This window comes from Streptococcus sp. CF7_Ac1-8, assembly GCF_024295435.1.
Taxonomy (GTDB): domain Bacteria; phylum Bacillota; class Bacilli; order Lactobacillales; family Streptococcaceae; genus Streptococcus; species Streptococcus mitis_AP.
This window is the reverse complement of sequence record NZ_JANCPI010000003.1, coordinates 22,681-49,553: the sequence shown is the minus strand read 5'-3', so window position 1 is coordinate 49,553 and position 26,873 is coordinate 22,681. Positions and strand designations below refer to the sequence as shown.

At 41.2% G+C, this 26,873-nt stretch carries 22 protein-coding genes; 3 read left to right on the top strand and 19 right to left on the bottom strand.

Annotation, left to right across the window (positions count from 1 at the left end; genetic code table 11):
• Positions 1 to 26: 26 nt before the first annotated feature.
• Together psaA and tpx are read left to right on the top strand one after the other, a co-directional pair.
• Positions 27 to 956: a metal ABC transporter substrate-binding lipoprotein/adhesin PsaA gene (psaA, locus tag NMM26_RS02275; RefSeq protein ID WP_000733074.1), complete on the top strand. Its 930-nt coding sequence runs from the start codon at positions 27 to 29 to the stop codon at positions 954 to 956.
• Positions 957 to 1,104: 148 nt separating this feature from the next.
• A complete protein-coding gene (gene tpx, locus NMM26_RS02270) occupies positions 1,105 to 1,596 on the top strand; it encodes a thiol peroxidase (RefSeq protein ID WP_004240773.1) in 492 nt (163 codons plus the stop codon).
• A 209-nt stretch (positions 1,597 to 1,805) separates the two neighbouring features.
• On the opposite strand, the gene NMM26_RS02265 is transcribed toward tpx, so the two are convergent.
• The 17 genes from NMM26_RS02265 to pbp2b form a co-directional block, all read right to left on the bottom strand.
• Positions 1,806 to 4,514: an ABC transporter permease gene (locus tag NMM26_RS02265; protein WP_000595898.1), complete on the bottom strand. Its 2,709-nt coding sequence runs from the start codon at positions 4,512 to 4,514 to the stop codon at positions 1,806 to 1,808.
• A gap of 1 nt (position 4,515) precedes the next feature.
• Positions 4,516 to 5,217 carry an ABC transporter ATP-binding protein gene (locus NMM26_RS02260; RefSeq protein ID WP_000323369.1) on the bottom strand — a complete coding sequence of 234 codons (702 nt, stop codon included), beginning with the start codon at positions 5,215 to 5,217 and terminating at the stop codon, positions 4,516 to 4,518.
• A gap of 130 nt (positions 5,218 to 5,347) precedes the next feature.
• A complete protein-coding gene (locus NMM26_RS02255) occupies positions 5,348 to 7,759 on the bottom strand; it encodes a glycoside hydrolase N-terminal domain-containing protein (protein ID WP_254753913.1) in 2,412 nt (803 codons plus the stop codon).
• A 52-nt stretch (positions 7,760 to 7,811) separates the two neighbouring features.
• Positions 7,812 to 8,504, bottom strand: a complete 693-nt coding sequence (locus NMM26_RS02250; RefSeq protein WP_000240129.1) for a phosphoglycerate mutase — start codon at positions 8,502 to 8,504, stop codon at positions 7,812 to 7,814.
• Between the two features lie 144 nt (positions 8,505 to 8,648).
• The gene (ileS, locus tag NMM26_RS02245) at positions 8,649 to 11,441 is read right to left on the bottom strand and encodes an isoleucine--tRNA ligase (protein WP_254753912.1); all 2,793 of its coding nucleotides are present in this window, start codon (positions 11,439 to 11,441) and stop codon (positions 8,649 to 8,651) included.
• A gap of 252 nt (positions 11,442 to 11,693) precedes the next feature.
• On the bottom strand, positions 11,694 to 12,569 hold the full coding sequence (locus NMM26_RS02240) for a DivIVA domain-containing protein (protein WP_368406694.1): 876 nt from the start codon (positions 12,567 to 12,569) through the stop codon (positions 11,694 to 11,696).
• A gap of 8 nt (positions 12,570 to 12,577) precedes the next feature.
• Positions 12,578 to 13,363 carry an RNA-binding protein gene (locus NMM26_RS02235; RefSeq protein ID WP_254753911.1) on the bottom strand — a complete coding sequence of 262 codons (786 nt, stop codon included), beginning with the start codon at positions 13,361 to 13,363 and terminating at the stop codon, positions 12,578 to 12,580.
• The gene (locus NMM26_RS02230) at positions 13,360 to 13,623 is read right to left on the bottom strand and encodes a YggT family protein (protein ID WP_254753910.1); all 264 of its coding nucleotides are present in this window, start codon (positions 13,621 to 13,623) and stop codon (positions 13,360 to 13,362) included. The genes NMM26_RS02235 and NMM26_RS02230 overlap by 4 nt, the downstream gene beginning before the upstream one ends.
• The gene (locus tag NMM26_RS02225; RefSeq protein WP_254753909.1) at positions 13,623 to 14,156 is read right to left on the bottom strand and encodes a cell division protein SepF; all 534 of its coding nucleotides are present in this window, start codon (positions 14,154 to 14,156) and stop codon (positions 13,623 to 13,625) included. Before NMM26_RS02225 ends, NMM26_RS02230 begins: the two co-directional genes overlap by 1 nt.
• A gap of 9 nt (positions 14,157 to 14,165) precedes the next feature.
• Positions 14,166 to 14,837, bottom strand: a complete 672-nt coding sequence (locus NMM26_RS02220; RefSeq protein ID WP_254753908.1) for a YggS family pyridoxal phosphate-dependent enzyme — start codon at positions 14,835 to 14,837, stop codon at positions 14,166 to 14,168.
• A gap of 4 nt (positions 14,838 to 14,841) precedes the next feature.
• Complete coding sequence (ftsZ, locus tag NMM26_RS02215; protein WP_254753907.1) at positions 14,842 to 16,098, bottom strand: cell division protein FtsZ; 1,257 nt, start codon at positions 16,096 to 16,098, stop codon at positions 14,842 to 14,844.
• 17 nt (positions 16,099 to 16,115) lie between these two features.
• Positions 16,116 to 17,495: a cell division protein FtsA gene (gene ftsA / locus NMM26_RS02210; protein ID WP_254753906.1), complete on the bottom strand. Its 1,380-nt coding sequence runs from the start codon at positions 17,493 to 17,495 to the stop codon at positions 16,116 to 16,118.
• 215 nt (positions 17,496 to 17,710) lie between these two features.
• Positions 17,711 to 18,415, bottom strand: coding sequence for a TIGR02206 family membrane protein (locus tag NMM26_RS02205; protein WP_254753905.1), 705 nt, complete (start codon positions 18,413 to 18,415; stop codon positions 17,711 to 17,713).
• A gap of 94 nt (positions 18,416 to 18,509) precedes the next feature.
• Entirely contained in the window at positions 18,510 to 19,883 is a 1,374-nt protein-coding gene (gene murF / locus NMM26_RS02200; RefSeq protein ID WP_254753904.1) for a UDP-N-acetylmuramoyl-tripeptide--D-alanyl-D-alanine ligase, read from the bottom strand.
• Positions 19,884 to 19,966: 83 nt separating this feature from the next.
• The gene (locus tag NMM26_RS02195) at positions 19,967 to 21,010 is read right to left on the bottom strand and encodes a D-alanine--D-alanine ligase (RefSeq protein WP_254753903.1); all 1,044 of its coding nucleotides are present in this window, start codon (positions 21,008 to 21,010) and stop codon (positions 19,967 to 19,969) included.
• 174 nt (positions 21,011 to 21,184) lie between these two features.
• The gene (gene recR / locus NMM26_RS02190) at positions 21,185 to 21,781 is read right to left on the bottom strand and encodes a recombination mediator RecR (RefSeq protein WP_000966754.1); all 597 of its coding nucleotides are present in this window, start codon (positions 21,779 to 21,781) and stop codon (positions 21,185 to 21,187) included.
• Between the two features lie 10 nt (positions 21,782 to 21,791).
• On the bottom strand, positions 21,792 to 23,849 hold the full coding sequence (pbp2b, locus tag NMM26_RS02185; protein WP_254753902.1) for a penicillin-binding protein PBP2B: 2,058 nt from the start codon (positions 23,847 to 23,849) through the stop codon (positions 21,792 to 21,794).
• Positions 23,850 to 24,040: 191 nt separating this feature from the next.
• Here pbp2b and NMM26_RS02180 point away from each other — a divergent pair, with 191 nt between their 5' ends.
• Positions 24,041 to 24,892: a MurR/RpiR family transcriptional regulator gene (locus NMM26_RS02180; protein ID WP_254753901.1), complete on the top strand. Its 852-nt coding sequence runs from the start codon at positions 24,041 to 24,043 to the stop codon at positions 24,890 to 24,892.
• Positions 24,893 to 24,907: 15 nt separating this feature from the next.
• Here the strand turns inward: NMM26_RS02180 and NMM26_RS02175 are convergent, their stop codons facing one another.
• Both NMM26_RS02175 and NMM26_RS02170 read right to left on the bottom strand, forming a co-directional pair.
• Positions 24,908 to 25,792 (bottom strand): ROK family protein, encoded by an 885-nt coding sequence (locus NMM26_RS02175; protein ID WP_254753900.1) that lies wholly within the window; start codon positions 25,790 to 25,792, stop codon positions 24,908 to 24,910.
• Positions 25,793 to 25,809: 17 nt separating this feature from the next.
• A complete protein-coding gene (locus NMM26_RS02170) occupies positions 25,810 to 26,727 on the bottom strand; it encodes a dihydrodipicolinate synthase family protein (protein ID WP_001281493.1) in 918 nt (305 codons plus the stop codon).
• Positions 26,728 to 26,873: the final 146 nt, after the last annotated feature.

Here is a 26,873-nt window from a genome sequence, read left to right as displayed (position 1 = left end):
AAAACCCCAATAAATTGGAGGATCTAATGAAAAAATTAGGTACATTACTCGTTCTCTTTCTTTCCGTCATCGCTCTTGTAGCATGTGCTAGTGGAAAAAAAGATGCAGCTTCTGGTCAAAAACTAAAAGTTGTTGCTACAAACTCAATCATCGCTGATATTACTAAAAATATTGCTGGTGACAAGATTGATCTTCACAGTATCGTTCCTGTTGGTCAAGACCCACACGAATACGAACCACTTCCTGAAGACGTTAAGAAAACTTCTGAGGCTGACCTCATTTTCTATAACGGTATCAACCTTGAAACAGGTGGCAATGCTTGGTTTACAAAATTGGTAGAAAATGCCAAGAAAACTGAAAACAAAGACTACTTTGCAGTCAGCGAAGGCGTTGATGTTATCTACCTTGAAGGTCAAAACGAAAAAGGCAAAGAAGACCCACACGCTTGGCTTAACCTTGAAAACGGTATGATCTTTGCTAAAAATATCGCAAAACAATTGAGCGCTAAAGACCCTAGCAACAAGGAATTCTACGAAAAAAATCTCAAAGAATATACTGATAAGCTAGACAAACTTGACAAGGAAGCTAAAGAGAAATTTAACAACATTCCTGCTGAGAAAAAACTCATCGTAACCAGCGAAGGATGCTTCAAATACTTCTCTAAAGCCTACGGTGTCCCAAGTGCCTATATTTGGGAAATCAATACTGAAGAAGAAGGAACTCCTGACCAAATCAAGACCTTGGTTGAAAAACTTCGCCAAACAAAAACTCCTTCCCTCTTTGTAGAATCAAGTGTGGATGACCGTCCAATGAAGACTGTTTCACAAGACACAAACATCCCAATCTACGCACAAATCTTTACTGACTCTATCGCAGAACAAGGTAAAGAAGGCGACAGCTACTACAACATGATGAAATACAACCTTGACAAGATTGCTGAAGGATTGGCAAAATAATACTCTTTAATTTTCGAAGAGTATAAGCCTCTGAAAAACGTCATTCTCACATGAGCTGGCGTTTTTTCTATACCCATATTTCCGGTCAAATCATTGGAAAATTCTAACCGTTTCAACTAAAATGGAAGAAAAAAGATTGGAGTATCTTATGGTAACTTTTCTCGGAAATCCTGTGAGCTTTACAGGTAAACAACTACAAGTCGGCGACAAGGCGCTTGATTTTTCACTCACTACAACAGACCTTTCTAAAAAATCTCTGGCTGATTTTGATGGCAAGAAAAAAGTTTTGAGTATCGTGCCTTCTATCGATACAGGCATCTGCTCAACTCAAACGCGTCGTTTTAATGAAGAACTGGCTGGACTGGACAACACGGTCGTATTGACTGTTTCTATGGACCTACCATTTGCTCAAAAACGTTGGTGTGGTGCTGAAGGCATTGAAAATGCCATCATGCTCTCAGACTATTTCAACCATTCCTTTGGACGTGATTATGCCCTCTTAATCAATGAGTGGCACCTATTGGCACGCGCAGTCTTTGTCCTCGATACTGACAATACTATTCGCTATGTTGAATACGTGGACAATATCAACTCTGAACCAAACTTCGAAGCCGCAATTGCAGCTGCTAAAGCCATATAGAAAAAATCCTCTGTCACAAAGAGTTCCCTACTCTTTGAAACGGAGGATTTTTGTTTACGAGTAAATATAAATTAAATCAGATAAAAACAACTACCTTATACTCTTCGAAAATCTATTCAAACCATGTCAGCTTTATCTGCAACCTCAAAGCGGTGCTTTGAGCAACCTACGGCTTGCTTCCTAGTTTGCTCTTTGATTTTCATTGAGTATTACTCTACAGATTTCAAGGCTTCAAGCATATCAACCTTTCTCAGATGATAATTGACAAAGAAACCAAGCAAGGTCAAAATGATGCTTACTGCTGCCACTGGGATTACATAGACTTCCCAGCCTACCTGCGAATAAAAGAGAATAGTCGCAGGCGAAATCATTTGAATCAAAAATTGGTGTAAATAGAAACCTGAGAGCAGACCAAGGACGATTCCCACAAGGGACAGCACAATGGTCTCACGGTAAATGTAGAGAGTGACTTCATTATTATGAAAACCGAGAACCTTGATAGTGGAGAGTTCACGGATTCTCTCAGCCACATTGATATTGGTCAGATTGTAAAGGATAACAATAGCCAATAGAACCGATACAATGACCAAGATGGTCATGGTCTGATTAAGTGAGCTAGCGACGGAGTCAAAGAGTCGAATGGCTGAAGCATTCTGGACGACGCTGGACACCGCAGATTGATTCATAAGTAAGCCGGCCTGTCTTTCGATACTAGTAGCACTGGTATCCCTTAACGAGACCAAATAAGTGTTGGCTTGGGGTAGCTGTCCGTAAATTTGCTCATAGCTAGCCTGACTCATATAAATAAAGTGACCAACGTAGTTCTCAGCAATGGCAGCGACCTTTAGTTCCTTACCTTCAATTTCTAGAGTCTGCCCAACCTTGACATCTGCCAGCTGGGCTAGTTTAGCTGTAATAACGGCGCCATCTTTTAATGTCAGCTCCTGCTGATGGCTTTGAAGATGGATAAAGGGAGTCAAATCTTCCTTCTCTGTCATCATAAGGGTAATGGTCTGAAGACCAGCCTTACCTTTGAAATCCTTGTCTAGCGTTTTAGAATATATTTTCTGATAAGCTTGGATATCTTGTCCTTTCAACACTTCTTCCAACTCTGCCTTGTCTTGATTGGTCGCACTAGGATTTTCAGAGACAATCATCTGATACTGTTGAATTTGTTGAAACTGTCTAGACGGAACTCCTGCTACAGAGGATTGAATTCCCAAACCGGCAAAGAGCAGAGCGACTGAACCTGCCACACCAAAAATCGTCATCAACATCCGTTGCTTATAACGAAAGATATTGCGAGCTGTTACCTTATGAGTAAAACTGAGACGGTGCCAGATAAAGCCGATGCACTCCAGTAAGATTTTAGCTCCTTTGACAGGTGGTTTAGGCAGTAAAAGCTGGGCTGCTTCGTCATGAAGTTCCCTACGAGCTACCAAGTAGGCTGGTAGAACACTAGCCAACCAACTAAAAACAAGAGCCAGTATACTATAGGTCCAATAGAACTGAATCTGGGTTTCTCCCACTACCATTCCTTTTGTAATGACACTTGAAATCACACTGGCTAGTAAATAATGGCCAAGTATACTACCTAGAGCTGTTCCGACAGTCCCAGCTACTAGGCCGTAGAGGAGAAACTTGGCGATAATATCCTTGCTACGATAACCCAAGGCCTTAAAAATCCCTGCATGAGTTCGCTCTTCATCCACAAAGCGAGTCATAGTTGTGAAGGTCACCATAGCTGCTACGGCATAAAGCACTACAGGAAAGATATTGCCCACTGCCCGAATACTGGCTGAAGCATTACTGTACATGAGATAGCCTTGACCGCCAGGCATGGTCTGACGATTATAGACTTGATACTTGGGCTCAGCTAATTCATCCAAGACTTGCTGATGTTTTTCTAATTTTTCTTTTTCTTGGGCTAGATTTTGTTCAGCCTGCTTTAGTTTGTCCTCTTCCTCACTCAATTCCTGCTTGGCTTGGGTAAGTTGAGCACTGGCCTGCTCTCTCTGTGCTTGAGGAAGCAATGCTAGTTGACTTTCCTGAGCCTGTAAACGAGCTTGAACAGCTGCTAAACGACGCTTGCCTTCCTGCAGATTAGTCTCAGCCTTATCAAGGGTTTCTTGGCCTTTGTCTAGAGAATCTTGGCCTTCTTTTCTCAAGAGTTGCAGACGTGCCTTGCTATTATCTGACAAAGCTTGTTCAAGGTCTTCCTGATGTTGCTTGGATTTTTCTTCATAAGCTTCTGAAAAAGCATTTAAGTCTGCTAAATCTTGATATTTCAAACGAGCTATATTGTAGACTTTCTGATCAAACTGACTAGGTAAAATCACCCCATAGGCTGTCAGAGTCCCACTTCCACTTCCTGCGTAGCCCATATCTCGCTGGGAGAGGATTTCAGGTGAATCCACAAAACCAGTGATGGTATAAGTATGGTCTTTTAAAGAGGAATGAACCTCTTCTTTTTCTTTAAAACTAATCTCCTGTCCCACGCTGTATTGGCCTTGCAAATGAGTGGCCAAAGCGATTTCCTTGTCTGACTGAGGAAGTCGTCCCTCTCTTAGCTGAAAGGTTGAAATTCGCTCTGGTTTGGAGTACAGCCGAATAGCATCCTGCCCATTTTCCATAGTCACATCTGTCAAATAGCCAAACTCAACCTCTGCGCCCTCTATCTGTTCTAGTTCTTCTTGATCTGCTTGATCCAAACCATAATTAGACATAACTGCTAAATCCAAGGTTTGAGCAGTTGTTAAATAAGCATTAGCTGTCGCCTCCATGTTGGGGCTAGTCACTTTGAGACCTACTAAGGCTAGAGATCCTAACATCATCAAGGTTAAGATGGATAAAAAACGCCCCTTGGAGCCTGTGAAGGACTGAATTAAGTCCTTCCAATAGGTTTTTCGCTTGATCATGCTAGTACTCCAAACTGTCGATATCCTGAGGATGCTGGTTCATCACCACATCCTTGACACTGGCATCGTGCATATGAATCACGCGATCAGCAATGGGCGCCAAAGCTCCATTATGAGTCACGATGATCACCGTCGCTCCCTTTTGACGAGACATGTCTTGGAGAATTTTCAAAACCTGCTTACCTGTCTGATAATCCAAGGCTCCAGTCGGTTCATCACAAAGGAGAATTTTAGGATTTTTAGCTACCGCGCGTGCAATGGAGACTCGCTGTTGCTCCCCTCCAGAAAGCTGGGCTGGAAAGTTATTGAGACGATGAACCAGACCTACATCTGTCAAGACCTGCTCAGGATTCAAGGCATCTGTCACGATTTCTGAAGCCAACTCCACATTTTCCTTAGCAGTTAGATTGGAAACTAGATTATAAAACTGAAAAACAAAACCGACATCATTTCTACGGTAATTGGTTCTCTGGTGGGAACTATAGTCTGCAATATTAACACCATCAATCCAGATTTCCCCTTCATCATTGGTATCCATTCCCCCAAGAAGATTAAGAACCGTTGACTTGCCTGCACCTGACGCACCTAGAATAATAACCAATTCACCCTTTTCAATCTCAAAATTCACATCACGATTGGCCACAATCTCCGTATCCCCAACCTGATAACGCTTATAACAGTGTTTCATCTCAATATAAGCCATAAGACTCACCCTCTCTCAAACAAATTACTTCCTACTACCATTATAACGCTTTTTCAACTAGTTGGAAACTGCTTACATTCTCAAATCCTTATTAAAAGGCAGTTTCAAATTACTGCCTTTTATCATCTTCTTAAAAATAAAATTGAACAAGATCACCTTCTACTGTTGCCACCGAAATACAATCTTTCCCCATGCATTTCGCTTTTATTTTTTCTTGATTCATTTTAATCACACTCTTCTCAATATCTGGATAAGAGACTCGCAAATCTCCTCCACTCCTTGATAAAATGGTCAACTGTAAGAGTTTTTTATCCGCCCACCTCATGCTCACTTCATAATGTCCACGTGCCATTAAGCCTGAAACGGAACCTGATGACCATGCATCAGGTAGGGCGGCTAGAGGCACCAGATAAGCTGCATGAGACTGGAGCAACATTTCTGCCATGCCACTAGTAGCACCAAAATTACCATCTATCTGAAAAGGAGGATGGGTGCACCAAAGATTGGGTAAGGTGGATGTCTTTAACTGCTCTGCGAATAATTTATGGGCTCGATTGCCATCTCCCAAACGCGCCCAGAGATTGATCTTATTAGCCTTAGACCAGCCTGTGCCGCCATCTCCACGATCATTGAGGCTAGCACGCGCCGCTTCAAGATACTCTTGCCCCATATAGCTAAAGAGATTGCCAGGATAGAGTCCCACCAAATGGGAAGCGTGCCGATGCTGGGCCTCCACTTTCTCATTTTGAAAATGCTGCTCTTCCTCTTCATACCACTCCCTGATTCGACCAGATTGAGTGATTTGCAAAGGATTTAGCAGATCAAACTTCTCCTTAACCTCAGTCAACAAGTCCTCATCCAGCCCCAATTCCTGAGCAGCCTGAATAAAATCATGAAATAACTGCCAAATCAGAGATTGGTCATAGGTATTGCCAATCGAAATCGGCCCATGTTCTGGTGAGTAAGATGGAGAAGAAACCCAACGCTGCGCCTGCTGATCCTTATGTAAAAAAGCATTCCAAAAACGAACCGTTTCCTTCAACATGGGATAAATTTTCTCCCTGAGATAGTCTTGGTCCCTGTAAAATGAATAGGCTTCATAAACAGTTTGCATCATCCATGCATTGGCAGCTGGTGACCACCCCCAATAGTAATCCCAACCAGGTGCCGTCCAACCAAAGGGAGTCGCTTGAGTATGAACCAACCAACCATTCTCTTCCCCTTCCCGAGAGACGATTCCTGCATACCTTGCAGCTGCTATGCGACCATAGACACGTAAATCATCTATATAGTTGATGACCGGAAAGGCCGTCTCTAGGAGATTGGTAACATAGGCTGGCCAATAATTCATCTGAAGGTTGATATTCAAGTGATAGTCCGAATTCCAAGGAGGATTGTCGACCGCATTCCAGACTCCCTGTAGATTAGCTGGTAGAGCATCTGGGCAATCTCTGGATGAACTAATCAATAAATACCGTCCATACTGGAAGAACAACTCCTCCAAAGCCTGCCCCTCTTGTGGCTTATAATTTTTTAGCAAATCATCTGTAGTGGATGTGTCAACATCAGCTCCCAAATCCAATTGAACACGCTGGAATAAGGCTTGGTAGTCCTCAATATGTCTTGATTTCAATTGGGTATAGCCCTTTTCTTTAGCTGTTTCCACCAAGGACTTTACCTGTTGCGCTAAATCTATCTTCTTGCGATAATTGCTAGCAGGATTTTGGGCAAAATCCGTCTTAGCCGCCAAGAAGAGATTGGCATAACTGGCTCCTGATATCTGAACCTTATCTGACCTGACTCTAATGTCTCCATCCGTTTGCCAAGCTAGATAACTAGCAAACTGCAGGTCATTATCCTTAACTCGCCCCTTCATCAAGATATGAGAAGGAGAGATCTCCAGCTGACACTCCTTGTAATCCGATTTTTCCTGCTCATACTTTCCATCAGAAGCCAAAGCACGAGTCAGCGACAGTTTCATGGTAAAGTTTAGAGTTTCCGACCCTTCCTTAGTAAAACGCTGAACCAAGAGATCATCTGGAAAACTGGTAAAGGCTTCTCGTTTAAACATAGTCTCTTTATAGGCATAAGAAGTCGTCGCAAGCGCCTTGCTGATATTAAGCTGTCTCTGGTAATCCGTCACCTGAGATAAAGTCTTGCCTTGCTGGCTAAACTCAATTTGAATATCTCCAAAGGACAGATAGGTTCCATATTGACTCGTTTTGGGTCCGACTAGGTGCTGTTCAGCCAGTTCCTTAGCAGTATTGTAGTCTCTCTTCTCCAAAGCCTGCCGAATCTCAGCTAAAAAAACATACTGATCCTGAAGATTTCCACCCTGATAATCGGAACTATCAGGAAGTGGACCACCAGACCAGAGACTTTTTTCATTGAATTGAATCCGCTCAGCCCCTATAAGCCCAAATACTTTTGCCCCTAAAGAACCATTGCCTATCGGTAAGGCCTCTTCTTCCCAGCCCTTATATGTTGTTGACGCTGGTTGTTTGTAGGCCAATACATAATCTTGTTTTTTATTCCTTATCATACTACCATACTAACATAAAAAGCCTAGAAATCAATTCTAGACTTACAATTTTTTATTTTCCAAGGTAGTATTCAGAAACTACGTTCAATTTTTCGTCGAATTCGAATACCAATGGTGGGAAGTTAGGGATTTCCACGTCCATGATTTCGTCATCTGACAAACCTTTGATGTGTTTTACAAGGGCACGGATTGAGTTACCGTGAGCTCCTACGAATACGTTTTTACCATCTTTAAGAGCTGGAGCAATTTTATCTTCCCAGAATGGAAGGGCACGTTCCAAAGTCACTTTCAAGTTTTCAGCGTCTGGAATAACTGAGTCGTCAAGTGAAGCGTAACGACGGTCTGTGTGAGCTGAGTGCTCATCATCACGATCCATGTTTGGAGGCAATACATCGTATGAACGACGCCAGATGTGAACTTGCTCATCACCAAATTGTTCAGCAGCTTCAGCTTTGTTTTTACCAGTCAAACCACCGTAGTGACGTTCGTTCAAACGCCATGATTTTTCAACTGGAACCCACAATTGGTCAGAAGCTTCAAGAGCCAAGTTAGTTGTTTTAATCGCACGTTTCAATACTGAAGTGTAAGCTTGGTCAAATTCGATACCAGCTTCTTTGATCAATTTACCAGCATCAATCGCTTGTTGTGTACCTTTTTCAGACAAATCAACATCAGCCCAACCAGTGAAAAGGTTAGCTTTGTTCCATTCAGACTCACCGTGGCGAGCAAAAACCAATTTTACCATTAGATGGATTCTCCTTTAAATTTTCCGAGGTTCCCCTCGTTTATCTATTCTATTTTACACAATTTTTCACAAAAAAGCTAGTCAAAACCAAAAAGGAAAGGACTGTTTGGCAATCCTTTTCCTTCTTAGTATAATACAGCAACCTTATTTTTCTTCAAATCCTTCTGCGACTGCGTCTGCAAAGTTTTCTTCTACGATGCTTGCACAGTGGTCACAGATGACTGCGTGGTAGCTGCGTTCTGCTGTTGTTGGGTCGATACGACGGCAACGGTCACATACTTCACCTGCAGCGCGTTCAACTGTGAAGGCTACATCTTCGAAGCTAACAGCAGCTTCTGGAGCTGGTCCTTCTGCGATGGTCAAGTCTGACACGATCAAAAGTTGAGCCACATTGCTGTTTACTGCTTCGAGTAGAGTTTTCACCACTTCATTTGGATAAACTGTCAAGTGAGCTTCAAGTGATTTACCGATTACTTTTGCATTACGAGCCTCTTCCAAGGCTTTTTGAGCTTGTCCACGGAAGTCCATGAAGGCAGCCCATGTATCCAAGATTTCTTCTTGATTAGCAAAAGTTTCTGCTTCTGGTAATTCTGACAATTGAACGAAGTCTTCAGATTCAAATTCAAGATATGACCAGATTTCCTCTGCTGTGTGAGGAAGGATTGGTGTCAAGAGTTTGGTGATTTTCACAAGAATGTCATAGAAGACAGTCTGCATTTGACGACGTTCCAACGATTTGGCACCTTCGATATAAACAACATCTTTGGCAAAATCAAGGTAGAAGGCTGACAAGTCAACGTTGATAAAGTTCACCAAGGCCTTGTAGATTGTCAAGAATTCAAAGTTTGCGTAAGCATCACGAATGGTCTTAACAAGCTGGTTAAAGCGAATTGTCATGTACTTATCAACTGAACGAAGCTCATCGTAAGCTACTGCATCCTCAGCTGGGTTAAAGTCAGATGTATTAGCAATCAAGAAACGAAGAGTGTTACGAATCTTACGGTAAGTTTCAGAGACTTGGCTCAAGATATCCATAGAGATACGCACGTCATTGCTTGAGTCCACACTTGTTACCCAGAGACGCAAGATTTCCGCACCAAATTGTTTTTCAACATCGCTTGGAGCAATAGTATTTCCAAGAGATTTAGACATCTTCTCACCTTTACCATCAAGGGCAAATCCTTGTGACAAGATTTGTTTGTAAGGTGCTACGCCATGGTTGGCAACAGATGTGATAAGTGAAGAGTTGAACCATCCACGGTATTGGTCAGAACCTTCAAGGTAAAGATCTGCTGGGTAAGTCAACTCAGGACGGTTTACCACAACTCCATTCCATGATGAACCTGAGTCAAACCAAACATCCATGATATCTGTTTCTTTTTTGAACTCGCCATTTGGTGAACCTGGATGAGTAAATCCTTCTGGCAAGAGGTCCTTAGCATCACGTTCCCACCAGATGATAGAACCGTGTTCCTCAAAGAGTTGAGCCACGTGTTCAATCGTTTCAGCTGTCATGATCGCTGTACCATCTTCAGCGTAGAAGATTGGAAGTGGAACACCCCAAGCACGTTGACGAGAGATAACCCAGTCGCCACGGTCACGGATCATATTGTAAAGACGGACTTTACCCCATTCTGAGTGGAATTTAACCTTTTCAATTTCGTCCAAGATTTCTTGGCGGAATTTAGAAACTGAGGCAAACCATTGTGGAACTGCACGCCAGATGATTGGTTTCTTAGTACGCCAGTCAAATGGGTATGAGTGAGAGATTTCTTCTTGGGCAAGAAGGAGGTTGCCAAGTTTTTCAATAACAGTTGGAACCACCTTGTCATAGAATTGACCTTCAAACTCAGCACCAGCATTGGCCATCATGATACCGCGTTCGTCAACAGTCACTGCAACTTCAAGACCATTAGCAATACCAACATTGTAGTCATCCTCACCAAAACCAGGGGCTGTATGGACAATACCAGTACCAGAATCAGTCGTAACGTGGTCACCAAGGATAACCAATTCATCTACAGCTGTATCCCATGGGTGTTCTGTTACGATGTGGTTGAGTTCTTGACCACGGTAAGTTGCCAAAACTTGAACATCAACCCAGCCAAATTTCTCAGACAAGCTAGTCAACAATTCTGCAGCAACCACAAACTTGCGATCTTCACCAGCAGGTTGAACCAAAACGTAATCAATATCTGCACCAACAGTTAAACCACGAGAAGCTGTGATGGTAAATGGAGTAGTTGTCCAGACAACGATGTAAGTATCTGTATCTAGAACACCTTTGCCATCTTTTACCTTATTTGCATAGTAAAGGGAAGTTGAAACCAAGTCATGGTATTCAATCTCCGCTTCTGCAAGGGCAGACTCAGATGACCAAGACCAGTAAACTGGTTTGGCACCACGGTAGATATAACCTTTATTAGCCATCTCACCAAATACACGGATTTGAGCTGCTTCATAGTCAGGAGTCAAAGTCACATATGGATTTTCCCAGTCACCAGAAACTCCCAAACGTTTAAAGTCTTCACGTTGTTTATCTACTTGAGAAAGAGCGTATTCACGGCAAAGTTTCAAGTACTCAACCAAGTCCATTTCTTTACGTTTGATACCTTGTTTTGCCAAAACTTGCTCGATTGGCAGACCATGAGTATCCCAACCTGGGATGTATGGTGCGTAAAAACCTGACATTGATTTTGAACGAACAATGATATCTTTTGAAATCTTGTTCATAGCGTGTCCAACGTGGATATTTCCGTTCGCGTATGGAGGGCCATCATGCAAGGTGAAATGAGGTTTTCCTTGGTTCAATTCTTGACGACGTTGGTAAAGTTTTGCATCTTCCCATTCCTTTTGCCAAACTGGCTCTTTGGTAGGAAGTCCTGCACGCATTGGGAAAGCTGTTTTCCCAAGGTTAAGGGTATCTTTGAGTTTCATGGTATCTCCTTTATAAATAATAACAAATTAAAAACCACGACTTCCAAAAAGGACGAAAATCGTGGTACCACCTTTATTCGGAAAAAGATCTAGTCTTTCTCCCTCTTATCCCGTAACGTGGGGAACGTCAAATCCTACTAATTTCAGACTTAAGTTTTTGAGAGGATAATCTTATCATTAGGGATTACAGGACTCACACCATCTCCTGCTCGCTGGAAATATAAGGATAAGATATTGTTCTCATATTATTTCTTATAAAATTGTAACAGATTCTTGCGGTGCCGCAAAACCTGGTTCTGAGTTTACAGCTTCAGTAGCTGGTGTTGGTCCTGAGTAATGGCTTGGAGCTACTTCTGGCTCTTCATACATTGGACCAACTGGATGAGCTGGACTTTCTTCAACAACTGGAGCTGGTGAAACCACTTGTTCCTGCTCAGCTCTTGCTTCTGCTTCTGCAAGTTCCTTATTAGCCGCTTCGATACGCGCTTGCAACTCTGCCATTTCCTCGGGAGAAAACTGGCGAGTAATATCAATTGGTTCTTCCTCTTGCTGTTGTTGTAAGACAGAGTCACCTAAGACTTCGCTGACTACTTCTTTGAAGGCCTCATCACTTGTCTGAAGATAAGTCGCTGTTGGGCGAAGAATATCTTCCCAATCTGAAGATTCAACAATTGCTAACTGGCTCTCAATTGTAGATTTAAGACGTTGGTGGAAGACACGACTCTTGTTCTTCAATTCTTCTGTTTCAACAGCAACTTTCTTAGCATTGTCAGTTGCTTGACGAAGAATTTCATTTGCCTTGTACTTAGCTTCTTCCAACAAACGTTGGGCATCTTGCTCTGCTTGTTGGATAATATTGTTTGAACGTTCCGTTGCAGCTTGTTTTACTCGCTCTGCTGTATCTTGTGCAATCAATACAGATTGACTCAATGAATCTTTCATCTCATCAAAGTAAGACAAACGCTCTTCCAAACTCTTAATTTGTAAATCCTTATCATGATTAGAGCGAACCAAATCTTCATAATCACGGACTACAATATCTAAAAACTCATCTACTTCTTCTTGATCAAACCCTCTGAAGCGTGTGCTAAAAGTTTTATCTTTGATTTCTAACGATGTAATTGGCATATTTTTCCTCACTTACTTAATAACAATTGGACCGTTAATTTCTTTTTATCTTTTTTTGTTTGCCCATTATCTCTAACGAGTTTCAATCGACCAAATTTCCTTACACTAATCAGATCACCAACTTGAACTGCATAATCTGATTTTTCAACTAAATGGTAATTAACTTGGACTGCCTGTTTTTCAATTAACTGACTTGCCTGATTTCTAGACAACTTGAAGACACCTGCTAGAAAAACATCTAATCTAGAACTAGCGATACAAATATCTAATTCTTGATAATTTTCTACTGTAGCAATTTTCTCAGTAAAATCCCGTTCTTCTAGACGAACCGGTAAACGAGCAACTTTCGTAATGCCGTCTTGAAAAAGGAGCATAAACTGTCGATTAATGATAATCTGTGCCCTCTCTTCATTGACTAAGATATCACCAAATAGCTTCCTATCAATTCCCAGCTTGTTTAAAACAGTCCCTAATATTTTAGCATGTGTTAAGCGCTCAAACTTATTAGGATAGACAATTTCTTGCAAGGATAGTTCAAAATCAGAGAATTCTGGCTCAAAATAATCAGGATACAGAAGAACCCGTACATATTCAGTTTCAAGAAACTGCCGACTGCTCATATAGGAGATGCCGTTGGTTGATGCTAGAACCTTTAAAATCTTTTCTTGATGGGGATTTACAAAGGGTGTTAAAAAAGGAGAATAAGAATCTTCTACCTTTTTTATCCATTCTGCTCCCTTATCAATAAAAGACGAATCATTCTTAGAAAAGTGTTGATAAATCATCTTGTTCATAGAAAAATCACTAAAAGTCGAATCACCTGTTCCCCTAGGAAGTGAACTAGTAATACCGCAATCCAGACAGACAAGTCTAGACCTGCAATCTGGAGGGGTAAACGTTGCAAGGGAGCGACTATCGGTTTCACTAAACTAATGATCAAACGCCCAAGACGTGATTCATAAGCATTAGGGAACCAAGACATCAGAGCAAAAATGATTAAAATCAGTGAATAGATATCCACTGCATTTTGAATAAAACGAATGAGAAAGAGCATTATCTCACTCTCGTACGTTTCATGTCAAAACCAAATTCACCATTTTGTGATTCATCTGGGATTTTGATATCTTCAATATTGACGACAACATCAACTGGTGTTAGCAAGTACATAGTAGATGCTACCTTTTTCATGTTACCAGCTAAAACGTGACGTGCCCCATCCAGATAATCCAAACAACGACGAGCTTGGACTTCTGTCATATATTGGAAATCAATCAAAATACTTTCGTTACCAGCTAATAAATCAACAATATCTGTGGCGTCTTCGTATTTGCGTGGATAACGAACATCAATTGTCACCTTATCAGTAGAACGTTGACTTTGCATAGCCAACTCTTGTTGACGGGCATGAAGACGAGTGATGTTTTTATCTTTAGATGGTGAGCTAGCAGCTTGTTGAGGCAACTCTTGAACAGAAGGAACTGGAGTTACAATCGGCTCTTCTGCTTTAAGCTGATAGGTAGTACCAACATCTTCTCCATCTTCTGAAAAATAATCTATAAATTTATCAAATCTATCTTTTAAAGACATATTTCTTTCCTATTTAAAAAATGCTGTACCAATTCTGACAAAGGTTGAGCCAAATTCAATCGCTTCCTTGTAGTCACGACTCATACCCATACTCAAGTCCGTCATTGGCATATTGGGAATTTGTTTTTCTCTAATTTCTAGTTGCACATCCTGCGTAGCTTTAAAAATCTCTTTCAACTCATCACTACTAGCTTCAAAAGGAGCCATGGTCATCAAGCCGACATATTCGATTTTATCTAAGGTGGCCAACTCTGGCAAAAGCTCCAATAGTTCTTCCTTTGAAAAACCATGTTTGCTCTCTTCCCTTGAGATATTTACTTGTAAGAAACACTTAACAACTCGGTCACTTCTTTTTTGAATTTCCTCTGCTAGCTTTAATGAATCCAAAGCGTGGAAATAATCAATGTACTGAATGACATCTTTAACCTTGCGTCTTTGCAATGTTCCAATCAAATGCCAGGTAATATTTCTATCTTTTAAAGCTTCATATTTCTCAAGAAATTTATCCACACGATTTTCACCAATATGATGAACACCTAGCGGAAGCAAAGCCTCCGCTGTCGGTACGTCTACATATTTTGTAACAGCAAGAACCGAAACAGAATTGGCTTCTCTTCCTGCCTGCTGACTTGCATCTTTTATTTGTTGAAAAACACGTTCTGTATTTTCTTTCAAATTCATTTACTTAACGATTTTTGAAAAATGGAGGAGTGTCTAATTCATCCTCATCGTGTAAAGATGGCGCTTCGAAACGTTCAACTGGTGATACCACTGAATCAGTTGGTCGAACAATTGTCTCACGACGCAGGTCCCAATCACCAAATGCTGAAGATTGAGAAGTTTCTGTACGACGAGGTGCTGGACTTGGAATTTCTGCAGTTTCAGCCATATCAAAGTGACGATTATGATTGTGTGCATGACTAGGACTTGCTTGCTCATGACGAACAGCTTGTCTTTGTGCATGACCCACAACTTTTTCAACACGATCTTGACGAACACCAGTTGCAACGACTGTAACACGGATTTCATCTTTCATGTTTTCATCGATTGATGTTCCGAGCCAGATGTTCACTCCTTGACCAGCTGCTTGGTTGACAATTTCTGAAGCTTCTTCTGCTTCAATCAAAGTCAAGTCGAGACCACCAGTAACGTTGACGATAACATCCTCAGCACCGTCAATAGTTGTTTCAAGAAGTGGTGAGTAGATTGCCTTACGAGCTGCTTCTACCACACGTTCTTCACCACTACCGATACCGATACCCATTAGGGCGTTTCCTTTATTTGCCATAACTGTTTTCACATCGGCAAAGTCAAGGTTAATCAAACCAGGATTTGTGATCAAGTCCGTAATTCCTTGAACACCTTGGCGAAGTACGTTATCTGCTTCGCTAAGAGCTTCAAGAAGTGGAGTTTTCTTATCAACAATTTCAAGCAAGTTGTTGTTTGAAATAATCAATAGAGTATCCACATGTTCGCGAAGTTGATTGATTCCTTCCACAGCGTATTGACCACGTTTGCTTCCTTCAAAACCGAAAGGACGTGTCACAACACCAACTGTAAGAGCACCTAAATCTTTAGCAATGCGGGCAATAACAGGAGCTGCACCAGTACCTGAGCCACCTCCCATACCTGCAGTGATGAAGACCATATCTGCTCCAGTAATAGCTTGAGTCAAGGCTTCTTCGCTTTCTTCGGCAGCCTTTTGACCGATTTCAGGTCGACCGCCAGCACCCAAACCACGAGTCAATTTAGGGCCCAACTGAATTACAGTCTCAGCTTTTGTACTACTCAAAGCTTGTACATCTGTGTTTGCTGCGATAAATTCTACGCCTGCAACACCTTCGTCAACCATGCGGTTAATGGCGTTACCACCACCTCCACCAACACCGATTACTTTAATCACTGCACCTTGAGCAGCCGCTGTATCAAATGAAAATGTCATAGTTTATTTTTCCTCTTTTATTCATCAAACATACTTCCGATTAAACCACGGAAGCGATCTGCGATTTTTTGTTTATTTTGAGAAGATACTTTATCCTCTTTCGGAGCAACTACGTTCGTAGAAGCTGATGGTTCAACCTCTGTATTTGAAGCTGGTTGAATAGGAGTAGGTTGTGACACCTGCGTAACACGTTGGATCATCCCACCAAAATTGATTGGTTGGTGACGCAAGGTATCTTCACCCTTGACTGCTCGTTGTGCTAACAAATTCACCTCAGTCAATTGACCAGCAAATTCAGATAAGCTAATCACATGAGCAAAGGCAGGGTTACGGATTCCAACTTGATTTGGAACGTAAAGTTTGACACCAACGCCAAAGACTTCCTGTGCAAGTTCTACAATACCTGGTAAAATAGCATTTCCACCAATCAGAACAATTCCACCTGGAAGATCCAACAAATGCCTTCTTTCCAACTCTTGTTTAATCTGTTCAAAAATGTGTTTAATGCGAGCTGAAATAATCTCTGCTAGGTAGCTTTCTGTAACTTCTACAGGCTCTACTTCACCAATCACTTCAACTTGGAAAGTTTCATTGCTGGCAAGTGATGGGTAGGCTTCCCCATAGTTCAATTTTAATCCTTCAGCTAGTTTTTTTGAAGTCTTCAAGACTTTAGAGATATCTTTTGTGACATAATCTCCACCTTCTTGAAGAATATTTGTAAACTGGAGTTCTTGGTTACGGATTGTAGCAACAGTTGTTTGACCTGCTCCCATATCAATCACAGTAGCTCCAAATTCACGCTCTCCTTCGTTCAAAACTGAACCAACCAAAGCCAATGGTGAAATAATAATATTTTCAACTTGAACACCTGAGCGCTCAACCGTCTTGCGTAAATTGTGAAGAATAGTACGTGGACCAGTGTAAAGTAAACCACGCATTTCAAGACGAACACCCATCATACCACGTGGATCACGAATACCTTGGAAACCATCTACGATAAATTCTTCAGGAATAAAAGTAATGACTTCACGATCTGGTGTCATACTCTTTGTCAAGGCTGATTTGACAACATTTTCGACATCTTGATCTGTAATTTCTTTTGTATCAGATGTAACTGGAATCATTCCTTGAGTTGGTTCTACTTGCAAAAGATTTCCAGGCAAACCAACATTCACTGATTTGATTGAAATGCCTGCTTTTTCCTCCGCCTGGGAAATTGCTGCCTTAATAGCAGTGGCTGCTGCTTCAATATCAACAATAATTCCATCTTTAACACCCTTACTTTTGGCGTTGCTAACACCAATTACATTTACTTCTCCATCTCTCTGCTCAGCAACTAACACCTTAATGGAGCTAGTTCCAATATCTAAGCCTGTAAAAAAACCATTTCTAGTCATTACATCGCATCCTCTCTATCTTCCAAGTTTCAAACTTCTATTCAAATATAGCTAAAATAGGGCATAGCTATTCACAGAATATTATAACACAAAAAATCCGATCGTGCTTAGTTTTTCCTAAATTTACTTACCATTTTTTCACATTCGCTCATAAGCTTTTTATATTTTCCAAACAAATTATAAAAAACAGATTTATGAAAAAAGAAAGCTTAAAATCAAGCTTTCTTTGCAATCATTTTTTCTGCTTCTTGTTGTAAAAATAGTTCTAAGATTTTCTTTGTTAACGTAATCGCTGCTGATAAGGCCAGGGAAACGATTAAATAATTAGCTACTAAGCCATGGTCTCCAACCAATGGTGGTTTTGTCAAGAATCCGTAATCTCCACCAGTTACTAAATTGACCACAAAAATCAAGGCATTTAGGGCAAAGGTCATAAGAAAAATTCCCTTCACATCCAGCAATCGTTCGTCATACTGTCTCAATAGATAGACCAGAGAATTCCCCAAAAGAGCTAGGTGCCCAAAGATAAAGGATAAAATCGCAATATGTGGGAAAGGATAGGCATCTGGAACTGGATAAACAAAGGCTGCTAATGTCCCAAATGTTCCTAGCAATGCAAAATACTGCCTATATTTAGACTGACCAGGAAGCAAAAGCACCACAAACATAGCCATACGGCAATGGTAAAAAGGTAAACTTTCTGACAACGGCATATGATTGATCCAGTACCAACCATAAAGGAGGATTAACTGAACTGCCTGTAAACTCTGGAAAAATCGTTGGTAAGCCTTCTTTTCACGATAGCGATAGGCTGTATAAAAAGTTAAGGCTAAAAGTGTAAATATACTGACATACCAAAAAAGGTCAAATTTGGGTGGTTCGGTTGCTTGGGTCGTAAAGAAAATATCCCATAAATTCATCTAGTCTTCCTCATGATTCAAAATTTTCCTGCATTTTATTATACCATGCTATTTATCAAAAATGGATTTAGAAATACGTAAATGTTTGACAAAATTACTTGTCTTCAGTTTCTAAACTTTCTACTAACTTGGCTAGATTCATAGAGTTAGAGCCTTTGAGCAGGATTTGGTCATTGGTTCCAAGGCTTTCCTTGACCTGCTTGACTAGGTCTTCAAATTGGTCTTGGTCTTCTGTTTTCTTGAAGTAGAAAACGTGGCCAATTGGGAACATTTGACTAGCCAATTGGGCCAATCCAGCAATGTCTTCTCCATAGAAAATTACGGTATCAAGCACATCTGGCGAGATACTCAAAATCATCTGGTTATGGAGTTGAACAGACTGGTCACCAAGTTCCTTCATATCCGCCAACACTGCAATTTTCTTGCCCCCTTCATTGGCTGGAATGGCAGAGAAAGTCTCTAAAATCAGCTTCATAGCGGTTGGATTGGCATTGTAAACATCTGATAGGATATCTGCTCCATTGGCTGATTTCTTCCACTCGGTACGGTTACGCGTCAATTCAATATTTTGGAAGGCCTGACGAATTTGCTCCTCTGAAACTCCTTCTTGTAGGGCAACATAGGATGCAATCATAGCATTGGTAGCATTGTACTTACCAGTCACTGGCAAATCAAGGACTTGCTCCAAGAAATTGGCCTTAAAGGTCAGACTATCCTTGCGCTCAACCAAGTCTGTGATTTCTAACTCTGCTCCTTGACCAAAACGGACCACCTTTTTATCAGCTGGCAAGTAGTTCTCTACAATGTAGTCTGCTGGTACCAAAAGCAAGGAACCCGATGCCATACCATCTGCAATTTGCATCTTCCCTTTAGCAATCTCAGAACGGTCTTTGAAAAAGGCCAAATGAGCTTCCCCAATCAAGGTCACGATAGCTGTTTTTGGATGAGCCAATTCTGATAAGAGATGAATATCTCCCAAGTGATCCTGCCCCATCTCCAAGACCAACTTTTCTGTTCCTTCAGGCATGTGGAGAACTGTGTAAGGAAGGCCAATCTCGTTATTGTAGTTTCCTTGTGTTTTGTAGGTTTTGTAGGTTATTGAAAGCAAGTGCGCCAACATATCCTTGGTCGTTGTCTTGCCATTTGAACCTGTAACAGCAAAGACATCAACAGCCGTTTTTTCAAGATAGTAGGCTGCTAGGGTTTGAAAGGCAGTCAATACGTCATCTACTAAAATGTAGGGATGGTTTGCAATTTCTTTCTCAGACAGGGTTACAGCAGCGCCATTTTCAAAGGCTGTTTCGATAAAGTCATGGCCATCACGCGCCCCTTTGAGGGGCACAAATAAATCCCCTGCCGCAACTAAGCGACTATCAAACTCGGCCTTTTCTAACTTGGTATCCTCAAAAATGCTGATATCATTTTTAGATCCGACAACTTGAGCCACTTCATGGATTGTTAATTTCATTTCTACTCCTTTAAAAAGGGTTGAAGTCCGAGAACTCTAATCACTCTGCAGTGATGGTTCTGGCTTCTACCCTCTCTTTCATTTTATAGCAAATGCGCTTCGCGCTTGTCAAAACTTTCCTTAGCAAGGTCAACCAAACGCTCGATTAGTTCTGGGTAGCTGATTCCCATATTATCCCAAAGTAGTGGATACATTGACCACTGGGTGAAACCTGGCATGGTATTGAGCTCATTTAGGAAAATCTCTCCCTTGTCTGTATAGAAGAAATCGCAACGAGATAGACCTAAACCACCAATGGCACGGAAGGCTGTTTCTGCATTTTGACGCATGACAGCTACCACATCATCACTGATTTTAGCTGGAATATCCATAGTAATCTTATTATCAATATACTTGGCATCGTAGTCATAGAAGGCAACATCCTTGACTACTTCTCCTGGAAGGGTGCTTTTAACATCGTAGTTACCCAGTAGCCCAACCTCGATTTCACGGGCATTCACTCCTTGTTCTACCAAGACACGGCTATCATATTGGAAGGCAAGTTTCAAGGCTTGACGGAGTTCTTCTTGATTTTCAGACTTAGAAATACCAACACTTGAACCCATGTTTGATGGTTTTGTGAAGACTGGATAAGTCAATTTTTCTTCAACTTCGACAATTTTAGAAGTTACATCATCACCTTCGACAATGGCCACATAAGGAACTTGGGCAATACCAACAGATTCTAACACACGCTTGGTCGTGATTTTGTCCATGGCAAGACTTGATGACAAGATGTTGCAACCAACATAAGGCATTTTCAAAACTTCGAGGAAGCCTTGAACAGAGCCATCTTCTCCCATCGGACCATGAAGGACTGGAAAGACCACTGCTCCTTCTTCGTAGATAACACTTGGTGCAACTTTCTTATCCCAATCAATGGTTTCATTGGTCATAAGACGATCCTCTTGACCTGGAGTCTGGCTAAATTCTTGCGTTTTAATAAAGTCACCTGACTGGCTGATGAAGAAAGTCTTGACCGTGAAACGGTCGTAGTTGACCGCACGCATGACACTCTCAGCTGAAAGAACAGAGACTTCACGCTCTGCACTACGTCCACCGTATAAAAGAATAATCGTTTGTTTCATATTATTTGTTCCAATTCTAATAGAATACTCGTTCTTTAGTATATCATATTTGCTTCTTTTTTGAAACTTGAACCTGATACTGGTCTTCAATAAATCTAAAAAGAGACCGATAAAACAACTGTCGGTCTCCATGATTTTTGTATAAATGAATTGAGTGTGTTAATTTGTCTACACTTACAACTCTGTTCGATTTTCAATGGCTCGTAAGAGCGTCACTTCATCCGCGTACTCAATGTCCGCTCCGACAGCGAGACCTCGTGCTAGACGCGTAACCTTGATACCAGCTGGCTTGAGCAAACGTGAAAGATACATGGATGTCGCTTCACCATCTGCTGTAGCATTTGTTGCTACGATTACCTCTGAAACTTCACTATCCATCAGACGAGTCATAAGACTCTTGAGATTGATATCATCTGGACTGATACCATTCATGGGAGAAATGAGACCATGTAAGACATGATAGAGTCCATGGTATTCTTGGATATTCTCCATTGCTGCCACATCGCGACTATCTTCGAGAACTAAAATCGTTGTCTGGTCCCGAGTCGGATCGGTACAGATAGAGCAAGGATCGTCATCAGTCAGGCGACCGCAGATGGAACAGTAGGTCAGCTCTCTCTTAGCAGAAAGGAGATTTTTAGCAAATTCATTGACATCGTCATCAGACATTCCAATAGTATAGAAGGCCAGACGGGTAGCCGTCTTAATCCCGATACCCGGTAACTTCGAATAACTGTCAATTAGCTTAGCAATAGGTGTTGGATAAAGCATATGTTCCTTTCTAATTCATTGGATGATGTTGGTTATAGAGGTTGATAATATCGCGCGCAATGGAAGGTCCGACACCATTTGTAAGGTTGGTGTTATGAGGGAAGACAACAGCTACAGCGATTTGAGGATTATCTGATGGTGCATAGGCCACAGCATTAGTATTGTTAGCTTTTTGACCACCCTCAACATAACTTTCGGCAGTACCTGTTTTTCCACTAATGGATACCGCTGCGCCATTTGAAAAGGCACGACCGGTTGTCAAAGCACTTCCACCATGTGAAACTTGATAAAATCCTTGTTGAAGAATGGAAACATCAGACTCAGAAATATTAATTTTATTCATTTCCTTGGTTTCAACAGATTGGATTAAGTTCCCTAAACCACCTTGTTCATTATTTCCATAAATCCCCTCAACAATGTGGGGCGCAATCCGAACACCGTTGTTGGCAATTGTGCCAACGTACTGGGCCAATTGCATTGGGGTGTAGTTATCAAACTGACCAAAGGCATTGGTAATGTAATTAGCAAAATTATACTCTTTTGGTATAAAACCAGTTGACTCATCTGGAAGGTCAATGCCTGTTGAGGCTCCAAGACCATATTCAGCAAATGTCGCACGAAGTTTCCCCATAGCTGATTCCAAATTGCTGGTTCCAACAAACATATTAGGTTGATAAGTTTGACCCATGATGCCCAAAGCCGTTTGGACCATGTAGGTATTAGAAGAATACTCCAAGGCTTCCACCGCTGTAATCGGAAATGAACCGTAAGCCTGAGTGTACCAAGAATTAATCGGAGCTGAACCTTGGAAGACAATCGGTTGGTCTGTCAAGGTCTGATTTCCTGATAAGACTCCATTCTCCCAACCAGAGCTGATGGTCGCCGCCTTGACAACAGAACCCGGGACAAAGACATTGGTTACTGTTCCCAAGGAATCAGGTGTTAAATCTCCCGTTTTCAAGTCATGTTTGATCCCTGACATAGACAAAACAGCACCTGTTTTTGGGTTTAGAGCAACTGCATACACACCTTCAGAATACTTGGCTCCTCCATTTCCTAGCTCAGAATTGAAATAGCTCTTAAGCAGATTGTCCACGCTATCTTGGAAGGCCAAATCAATAGTCAGTTTAATATTGTTACCTTTGGTACCATCTTCGATATTTTCGACACTTTCCATGTTTCCGTGCTTATCTAGATGGATTTCTTTCACCGAGCGTTTTCCTTGCAAGGTTTCTTCATATTGTTTTTCTAGATAAGAGGTTCCAACACGGTCATTTAGAGAATAACCCTTCTTGATATAGGCATCGGCTTCTTCAGCTGGAAGACCAGCTTTTTCACTGGATACACTTCCTACTATAGAAGAAAGTGAAGTCTCTAGAACCTTTCGATCCCACGAAGTTGAAATACTGATACCAGGTAAATTCTTAGAAGCCGAAGCAATCAAGGCAATCTGAGTATCTGTTAAAGCATCTGTCACAATGGTGCCTGTTGCAAAGTTTCCAACTGCATTAAGTTGACTAAAGAGATAAATTTCTTTCTTTTCGTCATCCGAGTAGGCCAATTGACTTGGATCGATACTTTCAACAGTATTATTGTAAAGCTCGGATTCAGATAATCGATTTCCATCAGAATCAAGGCGCTTCTCACGTGGTAAGCTTTCCACTGCTTTCTTATAGACATCTTGATCTGCTAGGTAGTAGTCTGCTAACTGTCGGTCAGTCAATGTTGGAGAAGAAACTCCCACATAGGCTAGCAACTTCTTGGCTGTTTCTTTCAAATCGGCAGCCGTCATTTTGTTGTTTCGAGTAAAGGAAACAACTTGTTTCACAGTATTTTCAACCAAGGGCTTGCCGCTGGCATCATAAATTTCTCCTCGAGCTGAACTAGTGGTCACCTTTGTTTTACTAGCCGATGCTAGTTTTGTCTCATAAAAATCCTTGTTCAAAACCTGCATATAAAGCAGGCGACCAATAATGGCCATAAAGAGCAAAATGACAATTGAAAACAATAAATTAAGCCGAATCGGAATCGAATGGCTATCAAATTTTCTCATACAAATCAGTCTCATTTCTATTTTAAGTCTTACTCTTAATTGTACCATAATTTAAGAAGAAAATTATGGAAAAGCAAAGAAGCTTTTTTCGTTTTTACGGTAAGATACGTTTTTATTTATTCATCCCTATATTATATGATATAATAAATGTAAAAGTTCAATAATCTAGCCTTTTTCCAATACGACTCATTTAAAGGAGCCTTTCTATGGACAAACCAGATATAGCAACCATCATTGATTCTCACTTTGAAGAAATGACAGACCTAGAGCAAGAAATCGCTCGCTATTTTTTACAAACGGAAACCATTGCAGATGATTTATCTTCTCAGCAGGTTACTCAAAAATTACATATCTCTCAAGCTGCTCTGACCCGCTTTGCTAAAAAGTGTGGTTTTACAGGCTATCGAGAATTTATTTTCCAATACCAACACCAAGCAGAGAAACAAGACACCCATTCCCACAAGCACAGTCCACTGACAAAACGAGTCCTCAGAAGTTATAGTAGTATGCGGGAACAAACACAGGACTTAATTGACGAAGTCCAACTAGAAAGAATTGCCCAGTTAATCGAAGATGCTGAACGTGTCTACTTCTTCGGAACAGGAAGTTCTGGCCTCGTCGCTCGTGAAATGAAATTGCGCTTCATGCGTCTAGGTGTGGTCTGTGAAGCCTTAACAGACCAAGACGGTTTTGCTTGGACAACCAGTATTATGGATGAAAATTGTCTAGTACTCGGTTTCTCTCTTTCTGGCACAACACCTTCTATTTTAGATAGTCTATTAGACGCTAAGGAGATGGGGGCAAAGACTGTACTTTTTACAAGTGTTCCCAATAAAGATAGTCAAGCCTATACAGAGACTGTTCTTGTAGCCACCCACAGCCAGTCTTCTTACATCCAACGTATATCCGCTCAACTTCCTATGCTCTTCTTTATCGATTTGATTTATGCCTACTTTTTGGAAATCAATCGTGAAAGCAAGGAGAAAATTTTTAACAGCTATTGGGAAAATAAAAAACTCAATGGCTATCGTAGACAAAAACGTGTAAGAAAATCCTAGTTTGGTTAAACCAAACTAGGATTGTTTTGTTTTAAAATGATAATAAGCACCAAGCATCCCTGCTGTATTTTGGTGATGGGCAAATTCTAATCGTGTTTTTTCAGCTAGGCTTGGTACCAAAGCATCTTTTAAAGCTTTTCGAATTTTAGGTTTGAGAATAGCCTCTTGTCCCATGATACCGCCACCGAGAATGACTACTTCTGGATTGACCACATAGCAAATATTTGCCAGACCTTTTCCTAGATAGTCTACCATCCGGTCAATACCAGCCATGCAGATTTTATTTCCTTCGGTAGCTTCCTTAAAGATACGTCGGCCATTCCACTGATCAACTGGATCTCCATGACCTGCCGCTACATACTCTACCAAAGCTGTTGTAGAAGCCAAGTCTTGGAAAGCTCCATCCTGCATATGCATATACCCAACTTCACAGGCTGAATTGCTAAATCCATGGAAGACTTTCCCATCCATAATCAAGCAACCCCCGATACCTGTTCCAATAGTCAAGCAAAGAGTGACACTCGCTCCCTTGCCTGAACCAGATACCGCCTCAGCCAGACCTGCACAGTTGACATCATTTTCAATCTCACAAGGAATCGCAAAGCTAGTCTCAATTTCCTTCTTAAACTGAGTTCCTGCATAATTAGGGATTTGAGGGCCTGCATAGAAAATCTCACCCTTGTCTGGATCTACCATCCCAGCAGAAGAAATGGCAACACCTGCTACTGGGCCTTTTTCTAAATAGCTGGCTACAATATCTTTGGTCTTTTGTAAGATATGAGGTCCACCCTGATGCGCCTCTGTTGGCATTTCATGCGATTCAACAAGTTGGCCTTCTTGGTCAATCAAACCATATTTGATGTTGGTTCCACCGATATCAATTGCAACGTAGTGTGTCATAAATACCTCCTTATGAATTAGAGGAAGCGCTCCTTGGTTTCACGAATCAAGGCTGCAGCTGCTTCTACAACTGGACGATCGTCTTCAGTCACTGGTGTCAATGGTGAACGAACAGAACCAATATTCAAGCCTTCATTGATCTTCAAGACTTCCTTAATCACACCGTACATATTTCCATGTGCAGCAGTGAGTTTACCAATGATAGCGTTGATAGCATACTGCAATTCACGCGCTGTTTCCAAGTCTTTGTCAGCAATCAACTGATTGAGTTTCAAGAAAAGTTCTGGCATCGCACCATAAGTACCACCGATACCAGCTTTAGCTCCCATGAGACGACCACCTAGGAACTGTTCATCAGGACCATTAAAGACGATATGATCTTCCCCACCAAGGCTGACAAAGGTTTGGATATCTTGAACTGGCATAGAAGAGTTCTTCACACCGATAACACGAGGATTTTTCAACATTTCTGTGTAGAGACTTGGAGTCAAAGCAACACCTGCCAATTGAGGAATGTTGTAAATCACGTAGTCTGTATTTGGAGCTGCAGAACTGATATCGTTCCAGTATTTAGCAACTGAGTATTCTGGTAAGCGGAAGTAAATCGGTGGAATCGTTGCAATGGCATCTACACCCAAGCTTTCTGCATGACGAGCTAGTTCCATACTATCTTTAGTATTATTGCAAGCAACATGGGCAATAATAGTTAATTTACCTTTGGCAACTGCCATGACTTCTTCCAAGATTAACTTGCGGTCTTCAACGCTTTGGTAGATACATTCACCAGAAGAACCATTGACATAGAGACCTTGAACACCTTTATCAATGAAGTATTGAACCAAGGCACGCGTACGCTCTGGACTTACTTCTCCTTGATCATCATAACATGCGTAAAAGGCTGGAATGACACCTTCATATTTTTTTAAATCTGACATAGATTTTCTCCTAAGTTTTCTTTTTTTCTGCTAAAAGCAGGATTTATTCTTTACGTGTTTAGTATACACCTTGTGAAAAACGCTTTCAATATCTTGTGTACACTTAGATTTTAGTTTCGATATGTATTTTGAAATGTTTATGGCTT